This is a genomic window from Acidovorax sp. GW101-11A03 (assembly GCF_059424825.1).
Map to the genome: position 1 here is coordinate 1 of NZ_JBWKZU010000047.1, position 25,197 is coordinate 25,197.

A 25,197-nucleotide genomic window follows, 5' to 3' on the forward strand; every position below is an offset into this window, starting at 1 on the left:
GGCACGGAGCGAGGCGGGCCGCAAGGCCCAGCTGGTGCGTCTGCTTGATACGGCGGTGGAACGCCAGCAGGCGCGGCTGACCATGCCGCCTGCGCAGGTGGCGGACTGGATCCTGCTGCTGCTGGATGGCGCCTTTGGCCGGGCCATGGTGGAAGAGCGTTTTGACGCCCAGGCCTATCGCTCGCTGGTGCTGGGGGCCTTGGCCGCGGTGGTGGCGCCGGTGGGGGAGGGCGCATGACGCAGGCAGCGCACCCCCACGAACCCGCCGCACCCACCACCCCCGTCCACCCCGCACCGGCCAGTGCCGGGCGCGAACACGCCATCGACGCGCTGCGCGGCTTTGCGCTGCTGGGCATCCTCATGGTCAATGCGGGCAGTTTTGCATCCACCTACTTTGGCGTGGGTGTGGTGGACCCGGCCTTCTCCCGCACCGTGGACCATGCCGTGCGCTGGTGGGTGAGCTTCATCTTCGAGACCAAGTTCTACCTGCTGTTCTCGCTGCTGTTCGGCTACAGCTTTGCGCTGCAGATGGATTCGGCGGAGCGTTCGGGCAGCGCCTTTGTGCCGCGCTTTCTGCGCCGCCTGCTGGGCCTTTTGCTGCTGGGGCTTGCGCATGCCTGGTTGCTGTTCGCGGGCGACATCCTCGTCACCTATGCACTGCTGGGCGTGCTGCTGCTGGCCTGGCGCGGGCTGAAACCCGCATCGGCCACGGTGCTGGCCCTGGCGCTGCTGGGCATGGTGGCCGGAGGCTGGGGCCTGCTGGCCTGGCTGGTGGCGCATGTGCCGCCCATAGAGGTACCGGTGGCCGAGCTGCATGCCAAGGCGCAGCAGGCCGCACAGGCCTACCGTGCGAGCGCGCTGGATGCCATCGCCCAGCGCGGGCGAGACATGGCCGACGGCGTGTGGTTTGTGCTGGTGTTTGTGCAGGGGCCCTGTGCACTGGCCATGTTCCTGCTGGGGCTCGCGGCCCACCGCTCGGGCTTTCTGGCCCGGGTGTCGCAGCAGCCAGCGCACTTGCGGCGGTGGATGGCGTGGTGCCTGCCTGTAGGAGGGGCGGGGGCCCTGTTCTATGCCACGGCACAGGTGGGTACCAGCAGCGTGCAGCAGCCCGAGCATGTGGTGCTGGCCGCGCTGGCGGTGGACCTGGCCACGGCGCCGTTTCTTACCTTCGGCTATGTGGCGCTGCTGCTGTGGCTGCTGCAGCATGGCCCCGTGGGCCAGCGTCTGGGCGCGGCGCTGGAGCCTGCGGGGCGCATGGCGCTGTCCAACTATCTGCTGCAGTCGCTGATCGGGGCCACAGTTTTCACGGCCTATGGCTTTGCGCTGGTGGGCCGGGTGGCGCCCTGGCTGGTGGTGCTGGGGGTGTTCACGTTGTACGGGGCCCAGTTGGCGTGGAGCCACCGCTGGATGGCCACACACGCCTACGGCCCGGTGGAGTGGTGGCTGCGGGCCTTCACGCTTTGGCAGTGGCCAGCGTGGCGGCGCGGCGCGCCCTGACCACTGGCCAGGGCGCGGGCGGCGTGTTGCTCAGCGGGCCAGAAAGTCGCGCAGCGCGAACAGCGTTTCTTCCGGCGCTTCGGTCATCTGGTGGTGGCCTACGGGCAGGCTCGCGATCGACACCGATTGGCCTGCAGCGCGGGCCGCGTTGACCAGGCCTTGCGCGGCCTTCGGGGGGGTCATCTGGTCCTGCGCGCCCAGCGCAAACAGCACCGGGCAGGTGAGTTGCGCCATGGCGGCTTCGCCACCGGCGTAGCTGTCGCAGGCCACAAAGCCCCGGTGGAACACGTTGACGGCCGGGTTGCTGCGCAGCACCCGGCGGCCCAGCGCCATGCCCGTGCCAAACACCCAGGTGCCGGGCCCCAGGGCCGACGGGGGCGCGGCCAGCGTGTTGCGCGAGAACACGTTGACCATGCGCAGGGCCTTTTCGGGGTCGCTCTGCGAGGCCTCGATGAGCGCGGGCGATACCTTCATCGGGAAAGCCGTGCCCACCAGCACCAGATGGCTGACGCGGTCCTTGAGCCGAGCGGCGGCTTCCATGGCAATGAGCGAACCCCAGCTGTGGCCCACCAGGGCTGCGCGCTCCACGCCCGCAGCGTCGAGCAGCGCGCCGATGAAGTCGGCCGCCTGCTCCACCGATGCATGCGCGTCGCCACCGCTCTTGCAGTGGCCCGGCAGGTCGATGGCCAGCACGTTCCAGCCATGGTTGGCCATGTAGCGGCTTTGCAGGGCCCACACGCTGTGGTCGTTGAGCACGCCGTGGATGAACACCACGGTGGGCTTGGCGGCATCGAAGGCCTTGCCGCCGGTGTAGCAGTAGATGGCGGCGCCGTTGACTTGGATGTGCATGGTCAGGCCCCCGCTTTCTCGGCGGCCTTGAGCGCGCGCTTGAGGTCGTCGATGAGGTCGTCGGCATCTTCGAGGCCGATGGACAGACGGATGGTGCCCTGGCTGATGCCTGCGCCCGCCAGCGCGTCGTCGCTCATGCGGAAGTGAGTGGTGCTGGCTGGGTGAATCACCAGGCTGCGGCAGTCGCCCACGTTGGCCAGGTGGCTGAAGACCTTGAGTGTTTCGATGAACTTCTTGCCCTGCTCGCGATTGCCCTTGAGGTCAAAGCTGAACACGGAGCCTGCGCCACGCGGCAGCAGCTTTTGCGCGAGGGCGTGGCTCGGGTGAGACTCCAGCATGGGGTGGCCCACGCGCGACACAAACGGCTGCGCAGCCAGAAATTCCACCACCTTCTCGGTGTTGCGCATGTGCTGCGCCATGCGCAGCGGCAGGGTCTCGATGCCTTGCAGGATGAGCCAGGCCGTGTGCGGGCTCATGCAGGCGCCAAAGTCGCGCAGCCCCTCGCGCCGCGCACGCAGCAGGAAGGCACCCACGGTGCTTTCTTCGGTGAACACCATGTTGTGGAAGCCGTCGTAGGGCTGGGTCAGCTCGGCAAACTTGCCGGCGGATTTTGGGCCGTCCCAGTCAAAGCTGCCGCCGTCCACCACGATGCCGCCCACCACGGTGCCGTGGCCCGAGAGGAACTTGGTGGCCGAGTGGTAGACGAGGTCGGCGCCATGCTCGAAGGGCTTGATGAGCCAGGGGGAGGTGAGGGTGGAGTCCACCAGCAGCGGCACGCCCGCTTCGTGTGCCATCGCACTCACGGTGGGGATGTCCAGCACATCCAGGCCCGGGTTGCCCACGGTTTCGCCAAAGAACAGCTTGGTGTTGGGGCGCACAGCGGCGCGCCAGGCGTCGATGTCGCCCGGCTTCACAAAGGTGGTTTCGATGCCAAAGCGCGAGAGCGTGTAGTGCAGCAGGTTCTGGGAGCCGCCATACAGCGCCGTGCTCGCCACGATGTGGCTGCCCGCGCCCATGATCGTGGCAATCGCCAGGTGCAGCGCGGCCTGGCCGCTGGCGGTGGCAATCGCGCCCACGCCACCTTCCAGGGCCGCCACGCGCTGCTCCAGCACTGCGTTGGTGGGGTTGCTGATGCGGCTGTAGACATGGCCGCCGCGCTCCAGGTTGAAGAGCGACGCTGCGTGGTCGCTCGACTCGAAGACGAACGAGGTCGTCAGGTGGATGGGCGTGGCGCGCGCGCCGGTGGCGGGGTCGGGGCTCGCCCCTGCGTGCAGGGCCAGCGTGTCAAAGCCGGGGTCGGAATAGCCGGGCATCGGGTGTCTCCCATGTTGTCAATGCAGGCGGGCATTGTGGGCTATATTTGGTAGCAAATTGTCTATAGCGCCTGCCGCGCTTCTCTCGCCCTCTCGGAGACCCAGCACCATGAAAGTCAGCGACATCCTTCGCGTCAAAGGCAACACCTTGTACACCGCCTCGCCCGACGAGCCGCTGGCAGGCGCCGTGGCCCTGATGGCCGAGCGCGACATCGGTTCGCTGGTGGTGATGGAGCATGGTGACCTGGTGGGCATGCTCACCTTCCGCGAAGTGATCCAGGCCGTGGTGAAAAACGGCGGCAGCGTGGGCACGATGCTGGTGCGCACCGCCATGGACGATGCGCCTTTGACCTGCACCCTGGAAACCGACATGGACGAGGTGCGCCGCATGATGCTGGACCGCCACGCGCGCTACATGCCGGTGATGGACCGCCGCATGCTCATGGGCGTGATCAGCTTCTACGACGTGGCCAAGGCCGTGGTGGACAGCCAGAACTTCGAGAACAAGATGCTCAAGGCCTACATCCGCGACTGGCCTGAGGAAGAACCACGCGCCTGACCCCGCCGGGGGCTCCGGTTGCCGCCGTGGCGTGGCCCTGCCACCGCGTGGATGCCCGGATCAGTGGTTGTGTGCCGCCGATCGGGCGCCCAGCCAGGCCTCGATGTCCTCGGGCGGGAGGGGCTTGCCGAACAGATAGCCCTGCATGACCGGGCACCCATGCGCCTGCAACCATTGCTGCTGGCCCACGGTTTCCACGCCTTCCGCCACCACCACCATGCCCAGGCTGTGCGCAATGCTCAGCACCGACACCGTGAGTGCGCGCGCCGTGGCGCTGGTGGTCAGGTCCTGTACGAAGGCCATGTCCAGCTTGAGTTCGCTGATCGGCAGCCGGTGCAGATAACTGAGGCTGGAGTACCCGGTGCCAAAGTCGTCCAGCGACAGCTTGAAGCCTTGCCGGTGCAGGGTGTCGATGTTGGCCAGGGTCACCGGCCGCGCGTCCATCATCACGCTTTCGGTGATCTCCAGCAGCACATCCCCGGGGCGCAGGCCGTGCTGTTTCAAGGCGTCGGCGATCTCCTGCGCCAGCCCGGGTTGGTGAAAGCTGCGGCCTGACAGGTTGATGGCCACGCAAGGCACGGGATGGCCTGCCGCGCGCCATGCCGCAAGCTGGCGGCAGGCTTCGTCCAGCAGCCACAGTGTGAGCGTGTGGATCAAGCCCGCCTCTTCTGCAATGGCGATGAACTGTGAAGGCGGCACCATGCCCCAGGTGGGGTGGTGCCAGCGTGCCAGGGCTTCGACGCCATGCAGCGTATCTGGCGAGCTGCTGAGCACCTGGGGCTGGTAGTGCAGGGTGAGGCTGCGTTCCGCCAGCGCCTGTTGCAGCGCGCGTTCCAGCGATGCGCGCTCTTGCGCGCGGCGGTTCATCTCGGCGCTGAAAAGCTGCAGGCTGTGCCGGTGGTCGCTTTTGGCCTGGTGCATGGCCTGGTCCGCGTGCAGCAGCAGGGTGTCGATGTTGCTGCCGTCGTCGGGGAACATGGCGATCCCCAGGCTGGCGTGGGGCCTATGGACCTGCCCGTTGATGTGCAGGGGCTGGGCGATGGATTCCAGAATCCGCTGCGCCATGGGCACTGCCTGTTCGGTGGTGCATTCGGACAGCAGCAGCACAAATTCGTCCCCCGACAGCCGCCCGATCAGGTCGCGCGCACGCAGGCACTGCGTGAGCCGCGCGGCCACCTCGCACAGCAGGGCGTCGCCTGCGGCGTGCCCCTGGGTGTCGTTGATCTGCTTGAACCGGTCCAGATCCAGAAACAGCAAGGCCCCGGGGCGCTCTTCGTGCTCCAGGCCGGCCAAGGCGCGTTCTGCGCTGCTGCGGAACATGGCGCGATTGGGCAGGCCCGTGAGCGTGTCGAAAGACGCCAGCTGGTGAATGCGGCGGTGGGTGCTGTCCCGTTCGATGGCCAGGGCGCACAGGTGCAGGCACACCTCCACCAGGCGGTGGTGCAGCGCACCGGGGCTGCGTGGCTCCCGAAAATAAAAGGCGAAAGTGCCTACCGGCTTGCCCTGGTGGTTGGAGATGGGGCTGGACCAGCAGGCCCGCAGGCCCGTGGGGGCGAACAGGTCGCGGTAGTCCGTCCACAGGGGGTCGGTGGTGATGTCGGTGACGATCACCGGCGCGTTGCGAAACGCCGCCGTGCCGCAGGAGCCCACCTTCGGACCTATAGGAAGGCCATCCAGGGCATCGCAAACCGCCGCTGGCAGGCCGGGGGCGGCCAGAGGGCGCAGGCAGCCTTGTGCATCGACTGCCAGGATGGAGGCCGTGACTTCGGGGGCAATCCGCTCCACCTCGCGGCACACGAGCGCCATCAGGTCTGGCAGCGGCAGTTCGTTGACCATGCCTTCCAGCACCTTTGTCTGCAGCACTTCGTGCATCTTGGTCAAGGTGATGTCCGTCAGCACCGTGATGCTGCCTCCTGGGCCGCCCGAGGCCTCGGGCGAGGCATTGATCACCATCGACACCCAGCGTGGTTGCCCGGACTTGCTGTACAGCATGGTCTCGACATGGAACTCGCCCTGGGTACTGACTTTGGAGCGGATGCTGCCCAGCAGGGCCGGATCGGAATGCGGGCCCAGCAGCACCTCGCTGAGCAGCTTTCCCAGCATTTCCTCGGGCTGAAAGCCAAAGAGCCGCGTAAACCCCTGGTTGATGTACACCACCCGCTTGGCGCTGTTGGTCATCACGATGGCGTTGTCGCTGGCATCCAGGGCCTTGCGAAGGGGGGCATCGCCCAGCATGGGGGGCAGAAATTCTGCGTGGGGCAAAGAGGGACCAGGCATTGGCAGGGCAGAGGCGGGCATGGAGGTCCCGGAGGTGGTGTGCCGATCCTAGCAAGCGCGTGGGGCCATGCCAAGCGCGATATGCCCTGCGCAGGGCGGGACAAGATCAGTGGATACGCCGGTTGCGCTCCAGGCCGTTGGGGGGCGGTGGGTCTGGGATAATCCCGCCCCATGAGCGGCAACACCATCGGTACCCTATTCGCAGTCACCAACTTTGGTGAATCCCACGGCCCAGCCATTGGCTGCGTGATCGACGGCTGCCCGCCGGGCATGGCCCTCACCGAGGCCGACATCCAGGCTGACCTGGACCGGCGCCGCCCTGGCACCAGCCGCCACGTCACGCAGCGCAACGAGCCGGATGCGGTGGAGATCCTCTCTGGCGTGTACGAGGGCAAGACCACCGGTACCCCCATTGCCCTGCTGATCCGCAACACCGACCAGCGCAGCAAGGACTACAGCAACATCGCCGAGAGCTTCCGCCCCGGCCATGCCGACTACACCTACTGGCATAAGTACGGCATCCGCGACCCGCGCGGCGGTGGTCGGTCATCGGCCCGCCTGACGGCGCCCACCGTGGCCGCAGGCGCCGTGGCCAAGAAGTGGCTGGCACAACAGTATGGCGTCGAGTTCCGCGCCTGCATGACCCAGCTGGGCGAACTGCCCATCCCATTCGAGAGTTGGGACCACGTACGCAACAACCCCTTCTTCGCCCCTGTGGCCGACGTGCAGCAGTACGAGGACTACATGGATGCCCTGCGCAAGGCGGGCGACTCCTGCGGGGCCCGCATCCGCCTGCAGGCCACGGGCGTGCCCGTGGGGCTGGGCGAGCCGCTGTACGACAAGCTGGATGCCGACATCGCCCACGCCATGATGGGCTTGAACGCCGTGAAAGGCGTGGAGATTGGCGCGGGCTTTGCCAGCGTGGCGCATCGCGGCACCATGCATGGCGACTCGATGACGCCCCAGGGCTTTCGCACCAACAACGCCGGTGGCGTGCTGGGCGGCATCAGCACCGGGCAGGACCTGGAGGTGAGCATCGCCATCAAGCCCACCAGCTCCATCATCAGCCCGCGCGAGTCCATCGACATCCACGGCAAGAGCACCGAGGTGATCACCAAGGGCCGCCACGACCCCTGCGTGGGCATTCGCGCCGCGCCGATTGCCGAGGCGCTGCTGGCGCTGGTGGTGATGGAGCACGCGCTGCGCCACCGCGCCCAGTGCGGCGATGTGGTGCCGCCCGTGCCGCCCATCCAGGCTTCGTTTCTGTAACACCAACTCCCACCGTCCCAGGGGCGGTCCCTCTGTATGAGCAACCGCTTGTTCCGGGCCTTCCGTCGCCGGGCGCTGGCCGCCTTGGCCGTGCCGCTGTGGCTGGGCGGCTGTAGCGGCATTGTGCCCACAGCCCCCGTGGCGGGCAGCGCGCCGCCCCACATCGACATCACCCTCATCGGCTTCAACGACCTGCACGGCAACCTGGAGCCGCCCCACATGGCGCACCGGGTGCAAGGGCCCACGGGCCCGGTGCTGGCGCCTGCCGGAGGCATGGCCTACTTTGCCAGCGCCATGGCGGCCCTCAAGGCCCAGTCGCCGCACCATGCGGTGGTGTCGGCGGGTGACATGGTGGGCGCCTCGCCGCTGGTGTCGTCGCTGTTTCTGGACGAACCCACGATCGAAGCGGTCAACCGCATGCAGATCGACTTCAATGCGGTGGGCAACCACGAGTTCGACCGGGGCTGGCGCGAACTGCTGCGGCTGCAGCACGGCGGCTGCGAGAAATTCACCTCGCGCGAGCCCTGCCGCATCAGCAAGCCGTTCGAGGGCGCCCGATTTGGCCTGCTAGCGGCCAACACAGTGCGCGAAGACGGGCGCACCCTGCTGCCCGCCACGGGGCTCAAGCGGTTCACCGAAGGCGGCGTCACGGTCACCATGGGTTTTATCGGCCTTACCCTGCAGGCCACACCCACCATGGTCAGCCCGTCGGGCGTGGCGGGGCTGCGCTTTGAGGACGAGGCGGCCACGGCCAACGCACTGATTCCGCAGCTCAAGGCCCAGGGCGCTGATGTGATTGTGGTGGCCATCCATGAAGGCGGAAGTACCACGGCGGGCGTGCAGGAGACCAGCTGCGCAGGCCTGTCGGGCGACATCGTGCCCATTCTGGAGCGCCTGGACCCTGCCGTGGATGTGGTGGTCTCGGGCCACACGCACCAGGCCTATGTGTGCGACTACAGCCGCGTGAACCCGGCCAAACCCTTCTTGCTGACCAGCGCAGGCCAGTACGGCACGCTGCTCACTGACATCCAGCTGCGCGTGGATACGCGGACCCGCCGTGTGGTGAGCAAGACAGCACGCAATGTGGTGGTGCAGGGCGAGGCCTTCACTGGTGCCCAGGGCCTTGTGCCCGTCACCACCGCCGTGCCTGCCTTCCCGGCAGACCCAGGTGTGCAGAAGATCATCGACACCTACCGCGCCGCCGCCATTCCACTGGCCCAGCGGCCCGTGGGCCAGGCCAAGGGCCCCATGCGCCGCCAGCCCAACGCGGCGCTGGAGAGCGTGCTGGGCAACCTGGTGGCGGACGCCCAACTGCTGGCCACGCGTTCGCCCGAAGAGGGGGGCGCGCAGCTGTCGTTCATGAACCCCGGCGGCCTGCGCGCCGACCTGGTGCCGGATGAGCAAGGGCTGGTGCGGTATGGCCAGCTGTACGCGGTGCAGCCCTTTGGCAACCAGCTGGTGGTGAAGACCTTCACGGGGGCACAGATCCGAGCGGTGCTGGAGCAACAGTTCGCCAGCGGCGGCAACACGGTGCAGCGGCCCCGGGTGCTGTCGGTGTCCAGCGGCTTCAGCTACCGCTACGACCTGACCCAGCCCGCCGGGGCGCGCATCAGCCAGATGGTGCTGAACGGCGCGCCATTGGCCGACGCGCAACCGGTGCGCGTGGTCATGAGCAGCTTTCTGGACAGCGGCGGCGACAACTTCACGGTGCTGACCCAGGGCCGGGACCGGCAGGTGGGCGCGCTGGACCTGGACGCGCTGGAGGCCTACTTCCGCCAGCAAAGCCCGGTGGCGCCGCCCGCCACGGACCGCATCACGCGCGTGGGCCGCTGACGCGGGGCCGCGCTGCAGCCATAGTGCGGGTCAGCTGCGGCGGCGCAGCGCACCCAGCCATTGCAGCGGGTTGAACCCGGTGACCAGCCCGGTCGCCACCAGCACCAGCGCGCCGCCCCAGAGCATGCCCGGCCCCAGGGCCTCGCCCAGAAAGACATGGCCCCAGGCCACGCCAAACAGCGGGATCATGAAGGCCGAACTCATGGCGGCCACGGGCGAGACATGCTTGAGCACCCGCAGGTTGAGCCAATACGCCAGGCCCGAGGTCACGATGCCCATTACGGCCACGGCGGCCAGTGCGCCGGGTGTGAAGCGCGCTTCGGGCAGGCTCCAGGCTGCGCCCGGCAGCAACAGCACCAGGGCGGCGGCATGGATGCCTGCGGCAATCGACAGCGGGGACATGCGCTGGGTGGCGCGTTTCATCCAGGTGGTCGAGATGCCATAGCAGGCCGACGCCGCCACACAGGCCGCCGCCGCCAGCAACAGGGCGGGGGTGGGCTGCACGGGGCCCAACTGCACGATCAGCGCCACGCCCGCAAAGCCGCTGAGGCAGCCCAGCCACTTGCGCGCGCTCAGCGTGTCTTCCTTCATCCAGGCGGCGGCGATCACGCCAAACGGTACAGCCATGGTGTTGAGCAGCGAGCTGTAGCCCGCTGGCAAGTGCAAGGCCGCCCAGGCGTACAGCAAGAAGGGCAGGGCGACGGTGAGCGTGCCCAGCCCGAACAGCTCGCGCCAGTGGCGCCAGGGCCAGGACTCGTTGGCGAGGCGCATGATGCCAATCAGCGTGAGCGTGGCCAGCCCGATGCGCAGGGCCGCCATCACGTTGGGCCCCAGCACGGGGCTGGCGATGCGGATGAAGAGGAATGAGGCGCCCCACAGGGCAGACAGCAGCACCAGCTGCAGAAAGTGGCGGGTTTTCACCGCAGCGATTGTCGGGCACGGGCGCTGGGCGTGCTGCATGTGCGGGTAAAAAACTTAAAGCAAAAAATGCCGTTTGCGCTCGTCCAGTATGCCGTTGCAGCTATCGTTTCAGGAGCGTTGCGCGCTGTAGCCTTGGTGACAGCGCTGCTGGCAGCATCTGTCGGGAAGCCATGGCGTTGTTTGATTGCTATGCTATTGATAGCTATCAAGGCATGATGGGCGCGCGGTAGGCGCCAAAAAAGCTTGAACTCCATGCCCGGTGGGCCGGGTGGAGGTGACCACGTCGCCTGGCCTGGCGCTGACCTACCTACTTGCGCACTTCATCGACCATGGCGCGGAAGTCGTCGATGTCTTCGAAGCTGCGGTAGACGCTCGCAAAGCGGATGTAGGCCACCTTGTCGAGCTTCTTGAGTTCGCGCATGACCAGTTCGCCAATGCGGCCGGACAGCACTTCGCGCTGGCCGAGGTTGAGCAGCTTTTCTTCGATGCGCTCGATGGCGCTGTCGATCTGCTCCGTGCTCACCGGGCGTTTGCGCAGTGCCAGGCTGAACGAGCCGAGCAGCTTGCTGCGGTCGTATTCAATGCGCCGACCATCCTTCTTGACGATGGCCGGGAAGTTCACTTCCGGCCGCTCGTAGGTCGTGAAGCGCTTGTCGCACGCGCCGCACTGGCGGCGGCGGCGGATGAAGACCCCATCCTCAGACACCCGCGTTTCAACGACTTGCGTTTCGAGGTGGCTGCAGAAGGGGCACTTCATGGACTTCCAGGACCGGCTTGCTTAACGGTAGACCGGGAAACGTGCAGTCAGGGCGTTGACCTTGGCGCGCACGGCGGCGATGTTGGCCTCATCGCGGGGGTTGTCCAGCACGTCTGCAATCAGGTTGGCCGTGATGCGGGCTTCTTCTTCCTTGAAGCCGCGTGTGGTCATGGCGGGGGTGCCAATGCGCACGCCGCTGGTCACCATCGGCTTTTCAGGGTCGTTGGGGATGGCGTTCTTGTTGATGGTCATGTGGGCGGCGCCCAGCACGGCCTCGGCTTCCTTGCCGGTGATGCCCTTGGCGCGCAGGTCCACCAGCATCACGTGGCTTTGCGTGCCGCCCGACACGATGCGCAGGCCGCGTGCGGTCAGTGTCTCGGCCACGACCTTGGCGTTCTTGGCCACTTGCTCTTGGTAGGCCTTGAACTCGGGCTGCATCGCTTCCTTGAAGGCCACGGCCTTGGCTGCAATCACATGCATCAGCGGGCCGCCTTGCAGGCCGGGGAAGATGGCGCTGTTGATGGCCTTCTCGTGCTCAGCCTTCATCAGGATGATGCCGCCACGGGGGCCGCGCAGGCTCTTGTGCGTGGTTGATGTCACCACGTCGGCGTGGGGCACGGGGTTGGGGTACACGCCGGCAGCGATCAGGCCCGCGTAGTGGGCCATGTCCACCATGAAGATGGCGCCGATTTCCTTGGCGACCTTGGCAAAGCGGGCAAAGTCGATGTGCAGGCTGTAAGCGGATGCACCAGCCACGATCAGCTTGGGCTTGTGCTCGCGGGCCTTGGCTTCCATCGCGTCGTAGTCGATTTCTTCTTTGGCGTTCAAGCCGTAGGAGACCACGTTGAACCATTTGCCCGACATGTTCAGCGGCATGCCGTGGGTCAGGTGGCCGCCTTCGGCCAGGCTCATGCCCATGATGGTGTCGCCGGGCTTGAGGAAGGCGAGGAACACGGCTTCGTTGGCGGATGCGCCGCAATGCGGCTGCACGTTGGCGGCATCGGCGCCGAAGATCTTCTTCACGCGGTCGATGGCCAGCTGCTCGGCCACGTCCACATGCTCGCAGCCACCGTAGTAGCGCTTGCCGGGATAGCCTTCGGCGTACTTGTTGGTCAGCTGGGTGCCCTGCGCCCACATCACGGCGGGGGAGGCGTAGTTCTCGCTGGCGATCAGCTCGATGTGGTGCTCTTGCCGGGCGTTTTCGGCCTGGATGGCGGCGAAGAGTTCGGGGTCGGTTTGTTCGACAAGAATGTTGCGGTCGTACATGGTTTGGCAGTCCTAAGAACTTGTGTCCCTTGAAACAAGGGCTGCCCAGGCGAACGGCTGAACGCAGCGGGTGGCCCCGTGCGGCACGCTTCCCAGTGGTTCACAAGGGGCGGGCCCTTGCCGGTTTCCACGTCAGCGGCAGCACCCTGTGCGGGTACCGCGCCTATCGCCAGTCGCGTACTTCGCTAGTGTAGCCGACACGGCGGCGTGCACCTACGAGGTGCATCGCACAAATCTCCGCTGGGCCGAGGGGTTCACAGACCCGACAGCAGGGCCACCTTGTCGGCGGTCGCGGTGGGCGCTGCCGGGGGGGCTGCGGCCGGAATGCTCTGGGCAGGCGCCTGGGTGGACAGCGATGGGGGAGGGTTGAAGGGCATGGCCCGGCCATTGGCGACCTGGCGCAGGCGGAAATGCTCTGCCATCACCTTGGCTGCATAGCCGCCATCGTCGGCCATGTTGGCTGCGCCCACGTAGTAGCGCAGGCCGCCTTCGACGGAGCCAGCGCGCGCAATGCATTCCTGCAGAACCTTGACACCCACACGCAGGTTGCTCACCGGGTCGAAGGCCGCAAAGTGGCCGCCAAAGCTCTGGTATTTGTCGGTGTGCACGCGGGTCATGACCTGCATGAGGCCCTGGGCGCCCACGGCGCTCTCGGCAAACGGGTTGAAGCTCGACTCGATCGCCATGATGGCCAGGATCAGCGTGGGGTCGATCTTGGCGCGGGTGCCGATCTCATAGGCCTCGGCCACCAGCACGCTGAGCGGCTCGGGCGCCACGCGGTACTTCTTGCTGAGCCAGAAGGCCACTGCGGCCTGCTCCTTGGGCAGGTCCTTGGGGTTGGCGGCCGTGGCGCGCTCGCTGGCTTCGGGCTCGATGGGCATGCCCAGCATTTCCACCTGGCGGGCCTGCAGCCAGCCCATAAGACGCTCTTCGCCAGCTTGGCGCAGGTCGGGCCGGGCTGTGAGGGCAATGATGATGAAGGCAACTGCCAGGCCGATGAGGGCAAAGCTGTTGTGGGTGATTTCAAGAAAACCTTCGGTCACATCGGCCACGAAGGTTCGTACGCCGGAGACTATTTTTCCTGACGCTGTCATAGCTCTTCCTTTCTGAGGCGCAGCGGGAGCTTGGAGCAGTCACTGGGACTGCACCTTCCCGGCAAGTCGCCTGGATTGGTACGCCATCAAGTCCGGGCTGCACGTCTGTGGAGTGCTTGTCGCCTGGTTTGACTTAGCCGGGTTCGGCAGCGGGTTGGGGTTTTTACTAGCCCGTTTTCAGGGCTGGCGGATTCTAGAAGCTCTCTAAATGCATAGTCAATACTAACAATCGAAATCATCAGACACTTGAGTTATGAAAAATCTGTAAAAAATTACAGTTTTTGGGCTCTTTGAGGGGCTCGAAGTTGCCTGGCGCGGGTGGTGGGTGTGACACCCCCGTGTCAAATTCAATCGGCCGTGTGGCCGTCATTGAGAATCCGATTTGAGCCCGGAGAGCGACTTTGGTAAGGTGGAGGCGCCTGTAGATTTCAGGCATCGCCAGACGAAGCGAAATCTCCCTCCGAGGGCATTCAGTGCCAAGGTGCAGCAGATGCCGCTTCTAAGGCAACCCCTGGAGGCAATCCCTTGCCTCCTCGCCATGCGGACCTTTATCTCCGCATCGCGACCGATGGCAAAGACCGTTGTGTCAGCCGTCAAGCCCGGCGGGCAGGCCATGAGGCCCTGTCCGTCGGGCTTTCTTGTTTGTGCTTCACCCTTGGGATCCTCTGCACAATTCTGCACAAATCACCGCGCCGTGTGCATCTGCGGTCTCGGGCTGTCTGCGGCGTTGCAAATACTCGCAATAGCTACGGCTATTGCTGCTTTTTGCGCCTTGCAGCCCATCCCGTTCCGCAGCGCCCGCTTGCCGCTCCATTCGTGCAGGATCCCTTGGCGATTGGGCATTGGCGTCTATATATAGATAATGGGGGCTGCCCCTGGCGGGGCGACTGTTCGCCCGCAGTAGGGCGAGGTTCCCATAGAGGGGCCGCAGCCTGTCGGCTGCCTGTCCAAGCCTTGTGCCAGATCACCTGTAGAAGGTTGGTGTGGTGCATACAAAGGCGCCCGCTCAGAACCCGGTGAAAATAGCCCCTTTGTTGCCCCGGCACGCATGCAGTGCGCTTGCCGTGGCAGGTCCTCTTTTGGCAATGCGCCAGGGGTGCCTTCGTTATCCATTGGATCCATGTTTCCATTTTTTTCCCGCAGCAAAATGTCCGACGCACCTGAAGTGAATCCGGCCCCGGCCAAAACCCAAGAGCCGCATCCGCTCGACGCGCTGACCGGCGGTGCTTTTTCTGCCGCCACGTCCGGCGAGCGCGCCTCCCGCATCCGTGACTGGCTGGCCACCCAGCCCGCGCCCGAACAGCTGCAGGAAGTCTTCAAGGAGCTGAGCGGCCGTGACAAGGGTGCCGCCCGTGCCGTGCGTGAGCGCCTGGATGAAATCCGCCGCGCCAAGGGGCAAGAAGCGATCGCCGCCGAATGGGCCGAGAAGGCCCAGGCGCTGTTGGCCGCCCCCAAGCTCAATATTGCAGACGCCCTGGCCTGGCAGCGCGATGCGGCCAAGGCCGGTGCGCCCTTGTCCCGTGAACCGCTGTCGTTGCTCAAGGCGCAGATGGCTGACCGCGTGAAGGTCATCGAAGACCTGCAGCACCGCGTGCAGGTGCAGCGCGAAGCCGCCGTGCTGCTTGCACAACGCATTGAAGTGCTCTCGACCAAGCCTTGGCGCGATGCACATGCGGCGCTTGAACTGCTGCGCGCCGACGTTGCGCGCTGGCAGGAGCAAGCCCAGGAACTGACGGGCGACGCCAGCTGGGTGAGCGTGGAAGCCCGCTTCCCCCCGCTGCTGGACGCCTCTCGCACCCAGTTGCTGGTGGTGTGGGAAGCCTTCCAGCCCGCCGTGGCCCAGGCGGCCGCAGCGGCCGAAGACGCAGCAGCACCCTTGCCCCCCGTGCCCGTGTGGGCCGATGAACTGCGTGCTGCGCGAGGCCTGCCTACCGAGGCGGCCGCTTCTTCGGCTGCAGCCAAACCCGCGCGTGCCACCAAGCCCAAGGTGGCTCCCGAGGTGGTGGAGAAGGCCGCACAGGTGGTGCGCGAAGCTCTGGCGACGCTGGAAAAGGAAACCGCCGAAGGCCATGGCAAGGCCAGCGCCGGTGCCGCCGCCGCCCTGCGGGCCGTGCTCAAGGTGCATGGCAAACACATCGACAACGCGCTGGAGCAGCAGGTGCACACCGCACTGGTGGCTGCGGGCGAACTGGAGGGCTGGCAGCGCTGGAGCGCCGACCAGGTGCGCGAAGACCTCGTCGCCAAGGCTGAGGCATTGCTCAATCGCCCCGAAGGGCAGGCCCTGGGTGGCCGCAAGATGCAGGAGACCCTGCGCAACCTGCGTGACCAATGGAAGCAGGCAGACCAAGGCGGTGCCCCCAACCACGCCTTGTGGAAAAAATTCGACGAAGCCTGCAACGCCGCGCACAAGGTCGTCGAGGCCTGGCTGGACAAGATCCGCACCGAAGCGGCTGAGCACAAGGCGCAGCGCCTGGCGCTGATCGAAGAGGTCAAGGCCTGGGCGCAAGAGCACGCGTCATCGACCGACTGGAAGGGCATGAACCGCGCTCTGTACCAGTTTGGTGACCGCTGGCGCGAGGGTGGCCATGTGGGCGAAAAGCTGTTTGCCGAACTGCAGCCGCAGTGGAAGCAGGCCATTGCCCTGGCCGCCGCGCCGCTGGAGGCCGCACAAAAAGACAGCCTGGCCCGCCGCCACGCCATGATCGAGGAAGCAACGGCGCTGGGCGCTGCACCCACGCTGCGCATCGACGCGGTCAAGGCCCTGCAGCAGCGCTGGCAAGCCGAGGCGCAGTCCGTGCCGCTGGATCGCAAGCACGAACAAAAGCTGTGGGATGCTTTCCGCAAACCCATTGACGAGGCGTTCAATCGCAAATCGGCCGACCGTGAAAAGGCTGCTACCGAACTGAGCGCACGCGACCGCGCGGTGCTGGACGCCTCCAAGGCCCTGGAGACTGCCAATACCACGGGCGATGCCCAGCAGATCCGTGCTGCCGTGCAGGCGCTGGAGGCTGCATTGCGTGGCCAGGCCCAGGCGGCTGAAGCGGTGGCTACTGCGCAGAAGGCGGAGGCGGCACAAAACGCTGCGTCGCCTGCCGAGCAGGCCGGCGCGGGTGATGCTCCTGCGGCGGATGTTGATGCGAGTGGGGCAGCCGCTGATGGCGAAGCTGCGGCACCTGCCGCCGCCCCTGTGGCGCCCCCCAAGCCAGCCCGCCCCGTGGTGGCTGTGCGTGGCGACGACCGCCCTGGTATGAAAAAGGATGCACCAGCCGCCGCTGGCCGTGGCGCGCGTCCAGGTGATCGCCGTGATGGTCGTCCTGGTGACCGTGACGCGGGCCGTGGCCCGCGCACCGAAGGCCGTTTTGGTGACCGCAATGACCGTGGCGGCCGCATGGGCGAGCGCCCTGCTCACGAAGACCGTGGTCCCCGCCTGGGTGATGCGGCTTTCCGGGCACAGCGTGATGCCATGGAGCACGCTCAGCTGGCGCTGAAAAAGTTGGCAGCCCAGGCCCATGGTGAAACGCTGACCCAGTTGCTCGCGGCGTGGGACAAGCGCGATCCGTCCCAGGTCCCGAGTGCACAGGACCTGGGTGGCCGCGTGACGGCATCCGTGCGCGCCGCATGGACGCAGGCTCTGTCCGCTGCGCCCCAGGGCGATGCATCCGAAGCGTTGCTGCGCCTGGAAATGGCAGCCGAAGCCCCCACACCCGCGGAGCACATCGCTGCTCGGCGCATGCTGCAACTGCAACTGCTGACGCGCCGTAACGACCCGGCCCCGGCCCAGACCTGGGGCCAGGATGCTGCCCGCGTGCTGGCCAGTGCCAGCGACCCTGCCAGCGCCCGGCGTCTGCAGAACGTGCTGAAGACGCTGCTGCGCAAGCAGTAAGGGATGAGGGTGCTGCTCGGGTGGCCCGGAGGGGCTCCCGGGCATGTGCCGCGGGCCCGTGCAGGCGAATGCGCCGATCCACGGGTGTGCTGCGTAGTGGTGATTGGCTGCGACGAAATGTAGGCAGCACAAATGAAAAATCCCCGGCATGCGGGGATTTATTTTTTTGGCGCTTTCAAAGCAATGGAAGTGCTCTGAATGTTTGCATATGGCGGAGAGGGCGTCCGTATTCTAGGTAATTTTTGTCTACTGATCTCATTCGGAAAATTTCTGCAACTGACTGATTTGTAAGGTTTTTTTCTAAAATTTACATCCGAGACCATCCGAATCAAATCGATTCAATCATTTCTCCAATGGTGCAATGAAAGGTGCAATTGAAATGATGGCGGACTGATACCATTGGTGTCCCTCTCAGGAAATTTACCCCCCTGAAATCTGAGGTGAATGTATAGAGCAGGCTTCCAGTCTGTCCCCCAATGTTGGCGAGGTGGTGCTGTGGTTCGCAAGGCAAAAGAGTTGTCCCCGTTGGAAATCAGGCGCCTCAAAGATGCAGGTCGCTATGCGGTTGGTGGCGTTTCCGGCCTTTATCTCTATCTGAACGGGGGCAATGGAAGTTCTTGGGTGCTGCGTGTGACGGCAGCTGGCAAGCGCGAGGTCATGGGGCTGGGGCCCTACCCTGAAGTGGGGGTGGGCGATGCCCGCGAAAAAGCCCGGGCGGCGAAGGCGCTTTTCGAACAGGGCATCAACCCGAAGATTCAACGCAAGGAGCAGGAGAGTGCGCTCCAGGCGAAGCAAGCCTCTCTCAAGACATTCGAAGAGGCGGCGGTGGCCTACATTGCAGCCCATGGTGATGGGTGGAAGAATCCCAAGCACCGAGCCCAGTGGCAGAGCACTTTGGAAGCCTATGTTTTCCCTGTGATCGGCGGTCTGCTGGTCCAGGATGTGACCCAGGACGGGGTGATGGCGGTCCTAGAGCCCATCTGGAAGACCAAAAACGAAACGGCTTCTCGGGTGCGCGGACGCATGGAGTCGGTCCTTGACTGGTGCAAGGTAAGGGGCTACCGATCAGGAGACAACCCTGCGGCGTGGAAAGGCCATCTCGATCAGCTTCTGCCTGCTCCAGGCAAGATCGTCAAGGTTCAGCATCATCGGGCCTTGGAGTACGCCAAGCTGCCTGAATTCATGGTCCGGTTACGTAAACAGCCTGGTAACTCGGCACGGGCCTTGGAGTTTGTGATCTTGTGCGCAGCCCGCAGCGGTGAGGTACGCGGAGCCACTTGGTCCGAGGTGAATCTGGATACCGCCGTGTGGACTGTGCCTGCCGAACGCATGAAAGCAGGCAAGGAGCACCGGGTGCCGCTGAGTCGTGCGGCTCTGGCGCTACTCAAGGCGCAACCCCGGATTCAAGGTGTTGAGCACATTTTCCCGGGACGGGTAGGCAAGGCGCTGTCCGATATGTCCCTGAGCAAGGTGATGCGCGACATGGAGGTGGACGCCGTGCCCCACGGGTTTCGCTCCACGTTTCGCGACTGGGTGGGCGAGGAAACCCGCCATCCCAGTGAGGTTGCAGAACAAGCGCTGGCGCATGTCTTGAAGAACAAGGTGGAGGCTGCTTATCGGCGTGGCGATGCCTTGGATAAGCGTCGAGTGATGATGGAGGATTGGTGCAAGTTTTGTGATGGGCCGAAGTTGGGTATGGGGCCCATAGTTGCTGTTCAGGGCTACTTTGGACAAATCAGAAAAACGACCTGAAGGAGTACCCGGGTCAACAGACTCAATACGATTTGCATTGAAGTCTCAGCGGCTATTTGACCGGGATTGATGTACCAAAACGCATGAGCTTGTTTGCGACGCGCCTCTGGTGAGCATCGAAGGCAGTGGAGGGGGTGTAGGTCAAAAGCACGTATGGCTTCTTGGCATAGGGTGCGCTCGACAAGACACACTACTCAACTCGATAGTTTTTCAGCCTTGTTGCAAATCGCTTTTGTCCGCTTAAGGCTGATGTGAGTCGTTCGCGCATCCTTACTTGGACGGCGGCATCCGCCAACACCAGCCATTGAGCGTGGCCGGCCGCGAACGGCCGCGTCACCCTCGGAACCGGTCACTAGACCGCGTGGCCGGCCCCGAACACGTCTGAATGGCAGCTTCTTCGTGTCGCGGCAGGCTCATGTCGCACTAAGCCGAATTAGAGTTCTGCTAGTGAGCCGCGCAAAGATGGCGTTCAACGTCAATGGTTAGCCCCTCGTCAGCTGTGCTCAACGATGGTCCTACAGCGATGTCAGCAGCTGGTGATTCGGGAAGTCTTCCTTCGCCGCCGCTACGAGAGAGCCAAAGCTGATGTTCTTGCCACCTCCGCCTTGCTTGAGGGTTCGCAGCGCCGAATGCCACATGGCTTGACCCGACCCATGGAGCTGAAGCTTCGAAAGGTCGCCACCGGCCCGCGTCCACAACTCCTGTTCACGCGGCCCGGTTGGGAAGAGCTCGATGAGGTACTGTTCCAGCTGGCTCCAACGGTCAGCATCGACCGGCATTGACGACGAGGAAGCGCTGGCGGGTGATTTCCTTCCTCCACGACTCAACGCGATCGGAAAGTTCTGCTCAAGGTTATCAGCCTTGAAGACGGGATGCTGGTCGTCCGAGGCAGCCTTAGGAACCTCTTCGGCAACGTACTCGAACAGGTCGAACACCTTGATGACCCCGCTGTTGTCTTTGTCCGCGGCGCCCTTTAGCCCTGCGAGCAATGCTGTGGTGAATATGCTGTTCCTTGCTCCCGAGAAGACGCCAGACTCCTCATCGGCGCGGCACGATGCCATCAGGGCTCGCCCTGTTCCGACCGCGAGCTTGGCGAAAGCGCTTGGGCTGTAGCCAGACTTGAATTCGGGACCTTGGCCATCCGTCAGGCCCTTGGAAAGGGCGGCGCCGCCAGCGTGGCAGGAGTCGATGAAAACAAGGACGCGCTTTGCCTTGATTTGGCCGAGTGCGGCCGCCAAGTCGCCCGAACTGATGGCGGTGCCTGCGAGATCGGCAAGGTCGCTGTCCACGGTGAGCAGCGCACTGTCATCGCCAACGGCGCTCGGCAGAACTGCTCCGTGGCCAGAGAAGTACACGCAGACGGTGTCATCTTCCCCGGCGCGGGCGGCCAGAGCGCCCAGACCATCCAACACCGTTTGTCGCGTGGCATCGGCATTGAGCAACGACACGACATTGTCCTGCACATAGCCGCAGTAGTCAGCCGACGACAGCGTCGCGGCGATGTCCATCACATCGTTCAGGATCGCGCTCGGCAGGGATGAGATGTGTTGGTACTTAGATACGCCGACCAGCAGCGCATGTCCTTGGTGGTAGGAAGGCGAAGTCATGACTTAAATGGGTTGTGATGCACAGGCTAGCGATAGCCCACGATATCGGTGTCGCTGGCGTAGAGCCGCAACTGCTCGTTGTCGGGGAAGTCCTTCAGCATGTGGAAAAGAAGCTCTCGAGCTTTAGGTTGGCCGCCGAATCGAACTGAACTCAGCGCCGCATGCCAACGGGCGGCGCCGCTCTGGAATCCTCCGCGAAGGTCTGACTTTTTTCCTCCTGCCCGTGACCAGAGCTGCTCGTCATCAGGGCCGGCGGGGTAAAGATCGCATGCTGCCTCTTCCAGAGCGGCCCATTTCTCACTGGCCGTTGGAGCAAACACCCCCAGCCGCCAGCGGGTAAACATGCCCAGCAACCCCGAACACGCACGAAGCGCCGGCAAAAGGTCGGCGCGCCGACGCGCCGAATAGAACTCGGCGAGAGTATTCGCAGCACGGTCCCAGCGCGCGGACGCAACAAGCGTCCCTAGCCGCTCCGAGGAAGCGGTGGAAAGCACACTCATGCCCCGCAGCATCGTTTCGAGCCATGTGATGAACATCGACTCCGAGAACGACGCCAGCGCGACGATGATCGAAAGGCTTGCGTCGACTGACACAGACGGCCTACCAAGGATAGCTCGCAGCTGGGGGCTCGCAATGATGGCTTGCTCGAGCGTGTCTTCGGGCACTGTTGCTTTGCCGCTGGTCTCTGCCTGCTCCAGCCATCCGGCAGCTGTTGCCTGCAGGTAGGCATCTCGTTGGGGTAGCCGATGCCAAAGTTCAGCTCGTCGCGGGAACGAAGAGACATCCGCAAGTGGCGTGTGCGCCAAGGCTTCAAGCAGGCTCGGCTCGAGCGCGTGCCCGTCGACAAGCTGCTCCAAGACGGTGTCACGAACATCAGCAGGGTTTTTAGGCGCGCTCCACAGCGAGAGCTTCTTCATGATCGCAGCGGCCCAGACCCGTTGCTCGGAGATGTCCTGGCCTCCGATGCCGGAGAGCACTTTGGGGTCAGAAACCGACATGTCCGCAGCAATGTTCACCAAGCGCAAGTCCTTCTCGTTGACCGCGCACTCCAGCACCTGCGCAGCGTTCGCTTGGCCAAGCGCAGCCTTCAAGCCTTCGGAATGGTCCGCGGCCTTGTCGACCTTGAGCTGCTGACGCGCTGCGTCACGCGGTGCCAGCGTCGCGGCTAGCACGGTGCCATAGGCCACCAGCCAGCGCTTCTTCAACACAGGTGCGAGCAACTGCTCCGGCTTGGCGACCTGGAGCTTCTTGGGCACAGCAGCAGCGAGGCGCTGCTCAAAGTCGCGCTCAGTTGGCAGGGCATCCACGACCGCAGAAAACGCGGGCGAGTTGCCTTCGGCCCACCGCCAGACCGCTTTGTAGATTGGCGCATCGTCGTTGCGTGACGCGACCAGCAGCCCCGTAGTGGCAGCGGCCCGCCACGGTTCGAACGCAAGCTCTTCGTCTCCAGCAGCTTGCGCGAGTTCACCTAGCTCAGCGTCCTGCGTCGGCTCGAACTTCAGCTTGGCCACAGCAAGCTCGACCGCCAACCAGAATTGCTGGGCCTGAGAGAACCCGGCCAAGAGCAGATTCCTCAAGACGAGCAGCTGGCTCGCGCTAGCAGCGGGAATGAGTCCCACAAGCCTACTCATGAGATCGCCTTTGATGGCGACGCCAACCTTCGGGTCCGAGGAGAGCCCGTCGACCATGCGAACCGCCGAAAGAAGGTCATCGAAATTGCCCTTGTCTTCGATGAGGGTGTGTAGCCTTTCAAGACGGCCCAGATCCTTGACCGTTGTGAGCGTTACCCCGAGGTCAGCGGCGAGCGCCACCAAGGGGGCGAGGGGTCGTTGACCACAAAGCACCGCAGCCACCGCCGACGCTGGCAAGGCGTTGTCCGGATTGACCACCGCATGCTTCAGCCAGCGAGCGCGAAGCTGCTCAGGAGTGCAGACGATTGTGGGCAGCGGCTGCTCCACCAAGTCGGTTGGCCCGAAGCTAAGTCGAAACGCAAAAGAGCGACGCATCTCAGAGCTGAGGTTCTGCCACAGCGCATTGACCAGACCCTCAAACCCTGCCACGCCTACGTTGACGACCGGCATTTGCTGCTGCGTCGCCAGCGCATTGGCAGCTCCGACCAGCTCACGCGCATAGGGCTCATGAATGCCTGCAAGTTCAAGGTCAAGGTCAAGGTCAAGAGTCGTGGTCGAAATCGGGAACTGGTCTACGGCCGTTGCCAGACGCCCGAACAGTGGGGCTAGGCTGCGGAGGCCGCATGCGTCGTCCAAGCTCACTATGAGCGCGTGAGACAGGACCATGCCTCCACGAGACGCACTGGGGTCCAAGAACGTCTTGGCAATCACATAGTGGTCGCCAACTGGGAACCCTCGGACGAACGGAGACCACCCCTGAACCCCGCCGGGCACACCGTCGGGAAGGTCCAGCCGGCCGTAGATTTCCGCCGCCAACTTCGACTGGTCGCTCGATTGCCGCAGGCCATGCCCACGCTCGCCAATCTGACCGTATACGGCCTGTTCAACTCGCATTCGCGCTCAGGCCGGTTCGGCCATCAGCCGCTGGATAGGCAGCGTGATGTCCTTGTCCTTCGTGCCATTCGGCAAGATGACGTAGCCGAACTCCTCCGGGCCGCGAATCGCGTACTCCTCGTTCGACTCGGTCTTGGTGAGCGCCTTCTCCAGAGCCGACAGTCCCATGAACATGGGAGATTCCCAGTTGCTCCGGACGAACGACCAGAACATCGGCAACGTTGCTGCAAGCAGCTTCTCCGGCAGCTCGCTGGTTTCAAGCTCGTCCCAGCAGCTCAGCAACACTGTCAGGCGGGGCTTGCGCAGCTTGCGGTCAAGGTTCAGCTGGGCGAGGTAGAGCAGCATCTGCAGGAGCTCGATCGTCCTGGCCTGGTCTGACGCCTCGTACTCGGTGACTTCTTTGGCCTCAGGGCCGGCAAAGGCCTGCAGCGGCCGGGAGAACAGGTCATCCTCAGCACGTAGCGAGTGCAAACGAAGCAGCACCACCCAATCCGTGGCGGCCAGGACGCGCTCACGCCACGCAGCAGGGATACGCCGCTGTTTCACAAGGTTTCGCACCTGCTCGCCGCCGTAGTCCGGCCATACGAGTTCCGCGGTGCGGCCGGCATCGTCCTTGATGGGCCAGACGCTCTCGACGTAGGTGCCGGCGGGAGTGTGGTCGGTCGCTTTGCCTTCAGCCAAGCAGCTGAGCGCAGTGGTGAAGGCCTCCAGGTTCGTCGCGGCGCCATTGCGCTTGAGCGCGCATGAATCGACCATCAGTCGCTTCAAGAACTGTGCGCCGTAGTGGGTCTTGCCGACATTTGATTCGCCGACCAAAAGAATTCTGTGTTGGGCGTGCACCAGTTATCTCCTACCGTAGCGGAACAGCAGGTCGTGGCCGGCCACTTCCGATGTGGGCAGCTGCACGCTTGGGCGCTTGGTCTCAAGGATCCAGTTGAACAGCTTCTGAAAGCCTTCCGCGGCTTCGACCTCGCCACATTTGAATACGCTGACCGTGAACTCGGGAACATTGGATGCAGCGGAGCCCACTGCTCTCCTGATTTGCGCCTCCATCGCTGGCGCCACTTCAACATCGCCCTTGGTCCAAACAATAGCCAAGCGCCGGCCTTGTGATTCAGCGACCACACGCTGAGCTAGAAGCTGGAACTCGTTTCTGGCGGTTCCCTTCGCGGCCCCAGCGAGCGCTTGGCGGTCGGCAATCAGCAAGGTGACGTCAGCATGCTTGGCAATCCAGCGGGCGCCTTCGGCTTCCGAAGACTGCTGATTGATGGACCACTTCTGGAACCACTCTCCAGGGGCATCAGCAAAAAGCAGGTCACGTAGCGCTCCGTCCTGGCGGCGGAAAGCCAGGTGGAGCATGCCTGGCGCGCGCGCGGCCCGGCTGGTGGTGTGCGGTGGGAAGTGAGGGGTCTGACCCGGTTTCCAACGAAGGTTATTGGCGACAGCCTCCCAACCAGCCAGCGTGTACGAGTTGCTGAAGAGGCTGTCTTCGGATGTAAGGTTGCCACGACCGAGCAACAGATAGAACGCAGCCAGGATAGTAGTTTTGCCTGAGCTTTCCGGGCCCACGATTCCAACGGTGATGGGCTTGCCCCTGCCACTGATGAAGTTGAGGTCGGACTCGCCAAGGGCAGAGCCACTCCACGGCACGGCCAGCTCGTCTGGATTAGGTTGCGCGGTCGTGGAGGTTTGGACGACCTTCTTCCACTCAGGGCAATTTGCGAGCTTGATGTGTCCTAGGGAGCATGTGATGTTGTCGTCAGCGGAGCATTTGGGGAGCGGACAGTGGTCCATG

The 25,197-nt window shown here is 64.5% G+C and carries 17 protein-coding genes, 1 pseudogene and 1 riboswitch; of the genes and pseudogenes, 7 read left to right on the forward strand and 11 right to left on the reverse strand.

All coding sequences use genetic code 11. The features are described 5' to 3' along the window. A pseudogene (locus tag AC07Z7_RS18145) lies at positions 1-238 on the forward strand (TetR/AcrR family transcriptional regulator); the annotation flags it as partial. After that, positions 235-1,497: a DUF418 domain-containing protein gene (locus AC07Z7_RS18150; RefSeq protein ID WP_494767146.1), complete on the forward strand. Its 1,263-nt coding sequence runs from the start codon at positions 235-237 to the stop codon at positions 1,495-1,497. The pseudogene AC07Z7_RS18145 and the gene AC07Z7_RS18150, both read left to right, overlap by 4 nt. Positions 1,498-1,527: 30 nt before the next feature. Here AC07Z7_RS18150 and AC07Z7_RS18155 read toward each other — a convergent pair whose 3' ends face one another. Next, a complete protein-coding gene (locus AC07Z7_RS18155; RefSeq protein ID WP_494767147.1) occupies positions 1,528-2,346 on the reverse strand; it encodes an alpha/beta fold hydrolase in 819 nt (272 codons plus the stop codon). Between the two features lie 2 nt (positions 2,347-2,348). Beyond that, positions 2,349-3,659 (reverse strand): O-acetylhomoserine aminocarboxypropyltransferase, encoded by a 1,311-nt coding sequence (locus AC07Z7_RS18160; protein ID WP_494767148.1) that lies wholly within the window; start codon positions 3,657-3,659, stop codon positions 2,349-2,351. Positions 3,660-3,768: 109 nt separating this feature from the next. On the opposite strand from AC07Z7_RS18160, the gene AC07Z7_RS18165 reads away from it, so the two are divergent. Then, on the forward strand, positions 3,769-4,218 hold the full coding sequence (locus AC07Z7_RS18165; protein ID WP_094290784.1) for a CBS domain-containing protein: 450 nt from the start codon (positions 3,769-3,771) through the stop codon (positions 4,216-4,218). A 60-nt stretch (positions 4,219-4,278) separates the two neighbouring features. On the opposite strand, the gene AC07Z7_RS18170 is transcribed toward AC07Z7_RS18165, so the two are convergent. Then, the gene (locus AC07Z7_RS18170; protein ID WP_494767149.1) at positions 4,279-6,453 is read right to left on the reverse strand and encodes a sensor domain-containing protein; all 2,175 of its coding nucleotides are present in this window, start codon (positions 6,451-6,453) and stop codon (positions 4,279-4,281) included. Between the two features lie 213 nt (positions 6,454-6,666). Here AC07Z7_RS18170 and aroC point away from each other — a divergent pair, with 213 nt between their 5' ends. After that, positions 6,667-7,764, forward strand: coding sequence for a chorismate synthase (aroC, locus tag AC07Z7_RS18175; protein WP_494767150.1), 1,098 nt, complete (start codon positions 6,667-6,669; stop codon positions 7,762-7,764). Between the two features lie 36 nt (positions 7,765-7,800). After that, positions 7,801-9,597, forward strand: coding sequence for a bifunctional metallophosphatase/5'-nucleotidase (locus AC07Z7_RS18180; protein WP_494767151.1), 1,797 nt, complete (start codon positions 7,801-7,803; stop codon positions 9,595-9,597). 30 nt (positions 9,598-9,627) lie between these two features. On the opposite strand, the gene AC07Z7_RS18185 is transcribed toward AC07Z7_RS18180, so the two are convergent. The 4 genes from AC07Z7_RS18185 to AC07Z7_RS18200 form a co-directional block, all read right to left on the reverse strand. Further along, positions 9,628-10,527, reverse strand: coding sequence for a DMT family transporter (locus AC07Z7_RS18185; protein WP_494767169.1), 900 nt, complete (start codon positions 10,525-10,527; stop codon positions 9,628-9,630). Between the two features lie 298 nt (positions 10,528-10,825). Further along, a complete protein-coding gene (nrdR, locus tag AC07Z7_RS18190; RefSeq protein ID WP_063460772.1) occupies positions 10,826-11,275 on the reverse strand; it encodes a transcriptional regulator NrdR in 450 nt (149 codons plus the stop codon). Between the two features lie 21 nt (positions 11,276-11,296). Next, entirely contained in the window at positions 11,297-12,541 is a 1,245-nt protein-coding gene (gene glyA / locus AC07Z7_RS18195; RefSeq protein ID WP_094290788.1) for a serine hydroxymethyltransferase, read from the reverse strand. 36 nt (positions 12,542-12,577) lie between these two features. Next, a riboswitch (ZMP/ZTP riboswitch) is annotated at positions 12,578-12,728 on the reverse strand. A gap of 67 nt (positions 12,729-12,795) precedes the next feature. Beyond that, positions 12,796-13,635, reverse strand: coding sequence for a lytic transglycosylase domain-containing protein (locus tag AC07Z7_RS18200; protein WP_094290789.1), 840 nt, complete (start codon positions 13,633-13,635; stop codon positions 12,796-12,798). Positions 13,636-14,755: 1,120 nt separating this feature from the next. Here AC07Z7_RS18200 and AC07Z7_RS18205 point away from each other — a divergent pair. After that, a complete protein-coding gene (locus AC07Z7_RS18205) occupies positions 14,756-17,518 on the forward strand; it encodes a DUF349 domain-containing protein (RefSeq protein WP_494767152.1) in 2,763 nt (920 codons plus the stop codon). 516 nt (positions 17,519-18,034) lie between these two features. Further along, a complete protein-coding gene (locus tag AC07Z7_RS18210; protein WP_494767153.1) occupies positions 18,035-19,270 on the forward strand; it encodes a tyrosine-type recombinase/integrase in 1,236 nt (411 codons plus the stop codon). 515 nt (positions 19,271-19,785) lie between these two features. Here the strand turns inward: AC07Z7_RS18210 and AC07Z7_RS18215 are convergent. From AC07Z7_RS18215 to AC07Z7_RS18230, 4 genes are read right to left on the reverse strand one after another with little or no spacing between them, the layout of a single operon-like run. Beyond that, positions 19,786-20,877, reverse strand: coding sequence for a caspase family protein (locus tag AC07Z7_RS18215; RefSeq protein WP_494767154.1), 1,092 nt, complete (start codon positions 20,875-20,877; stop codon positions 19,786-19,788). 26 nt (positions 20,878-20,903) lie between these two features. After that, positions 20,904-23,402: a GAP1-N1 domain-containing protein gene (locus tag AC07Z7_RS18220; RefSeq protein ID WP_494767155.1), complete on the reverse strand. Its 2,499-nt coding sequence runs from the start codon at positions 23,400-23,402 to the stop codon at positions 20,904-20,906. Positions 23,403-23,408: 6 nt separating this feature from the next. After that, positions 23,409-24,242, reverse strand: coding sequence for a TRAFAC clade GTPase domain-containing protein (locus tag AC07Z7_RS18225; RefSeq protein WP_494767156.1), 834 nt, complete (start codon positions 24,240-24,242; stop codon positions 23,409-23,411). Positions 24,243-24,245: 3 nt separating this feature from the next. After that, a complete protein-coding gene (locus tag AC07Z7_RS18230; RefSeq protein ID WP_494767157.1) occupies positions 24,246-25,196 on the reverse strand; it encodes a TRAFAC clade GTPase domain-containing protein in 951 nt (316 codons plus the stop codon). Position 25,197 lies beyond the last annotated feature (1 nt).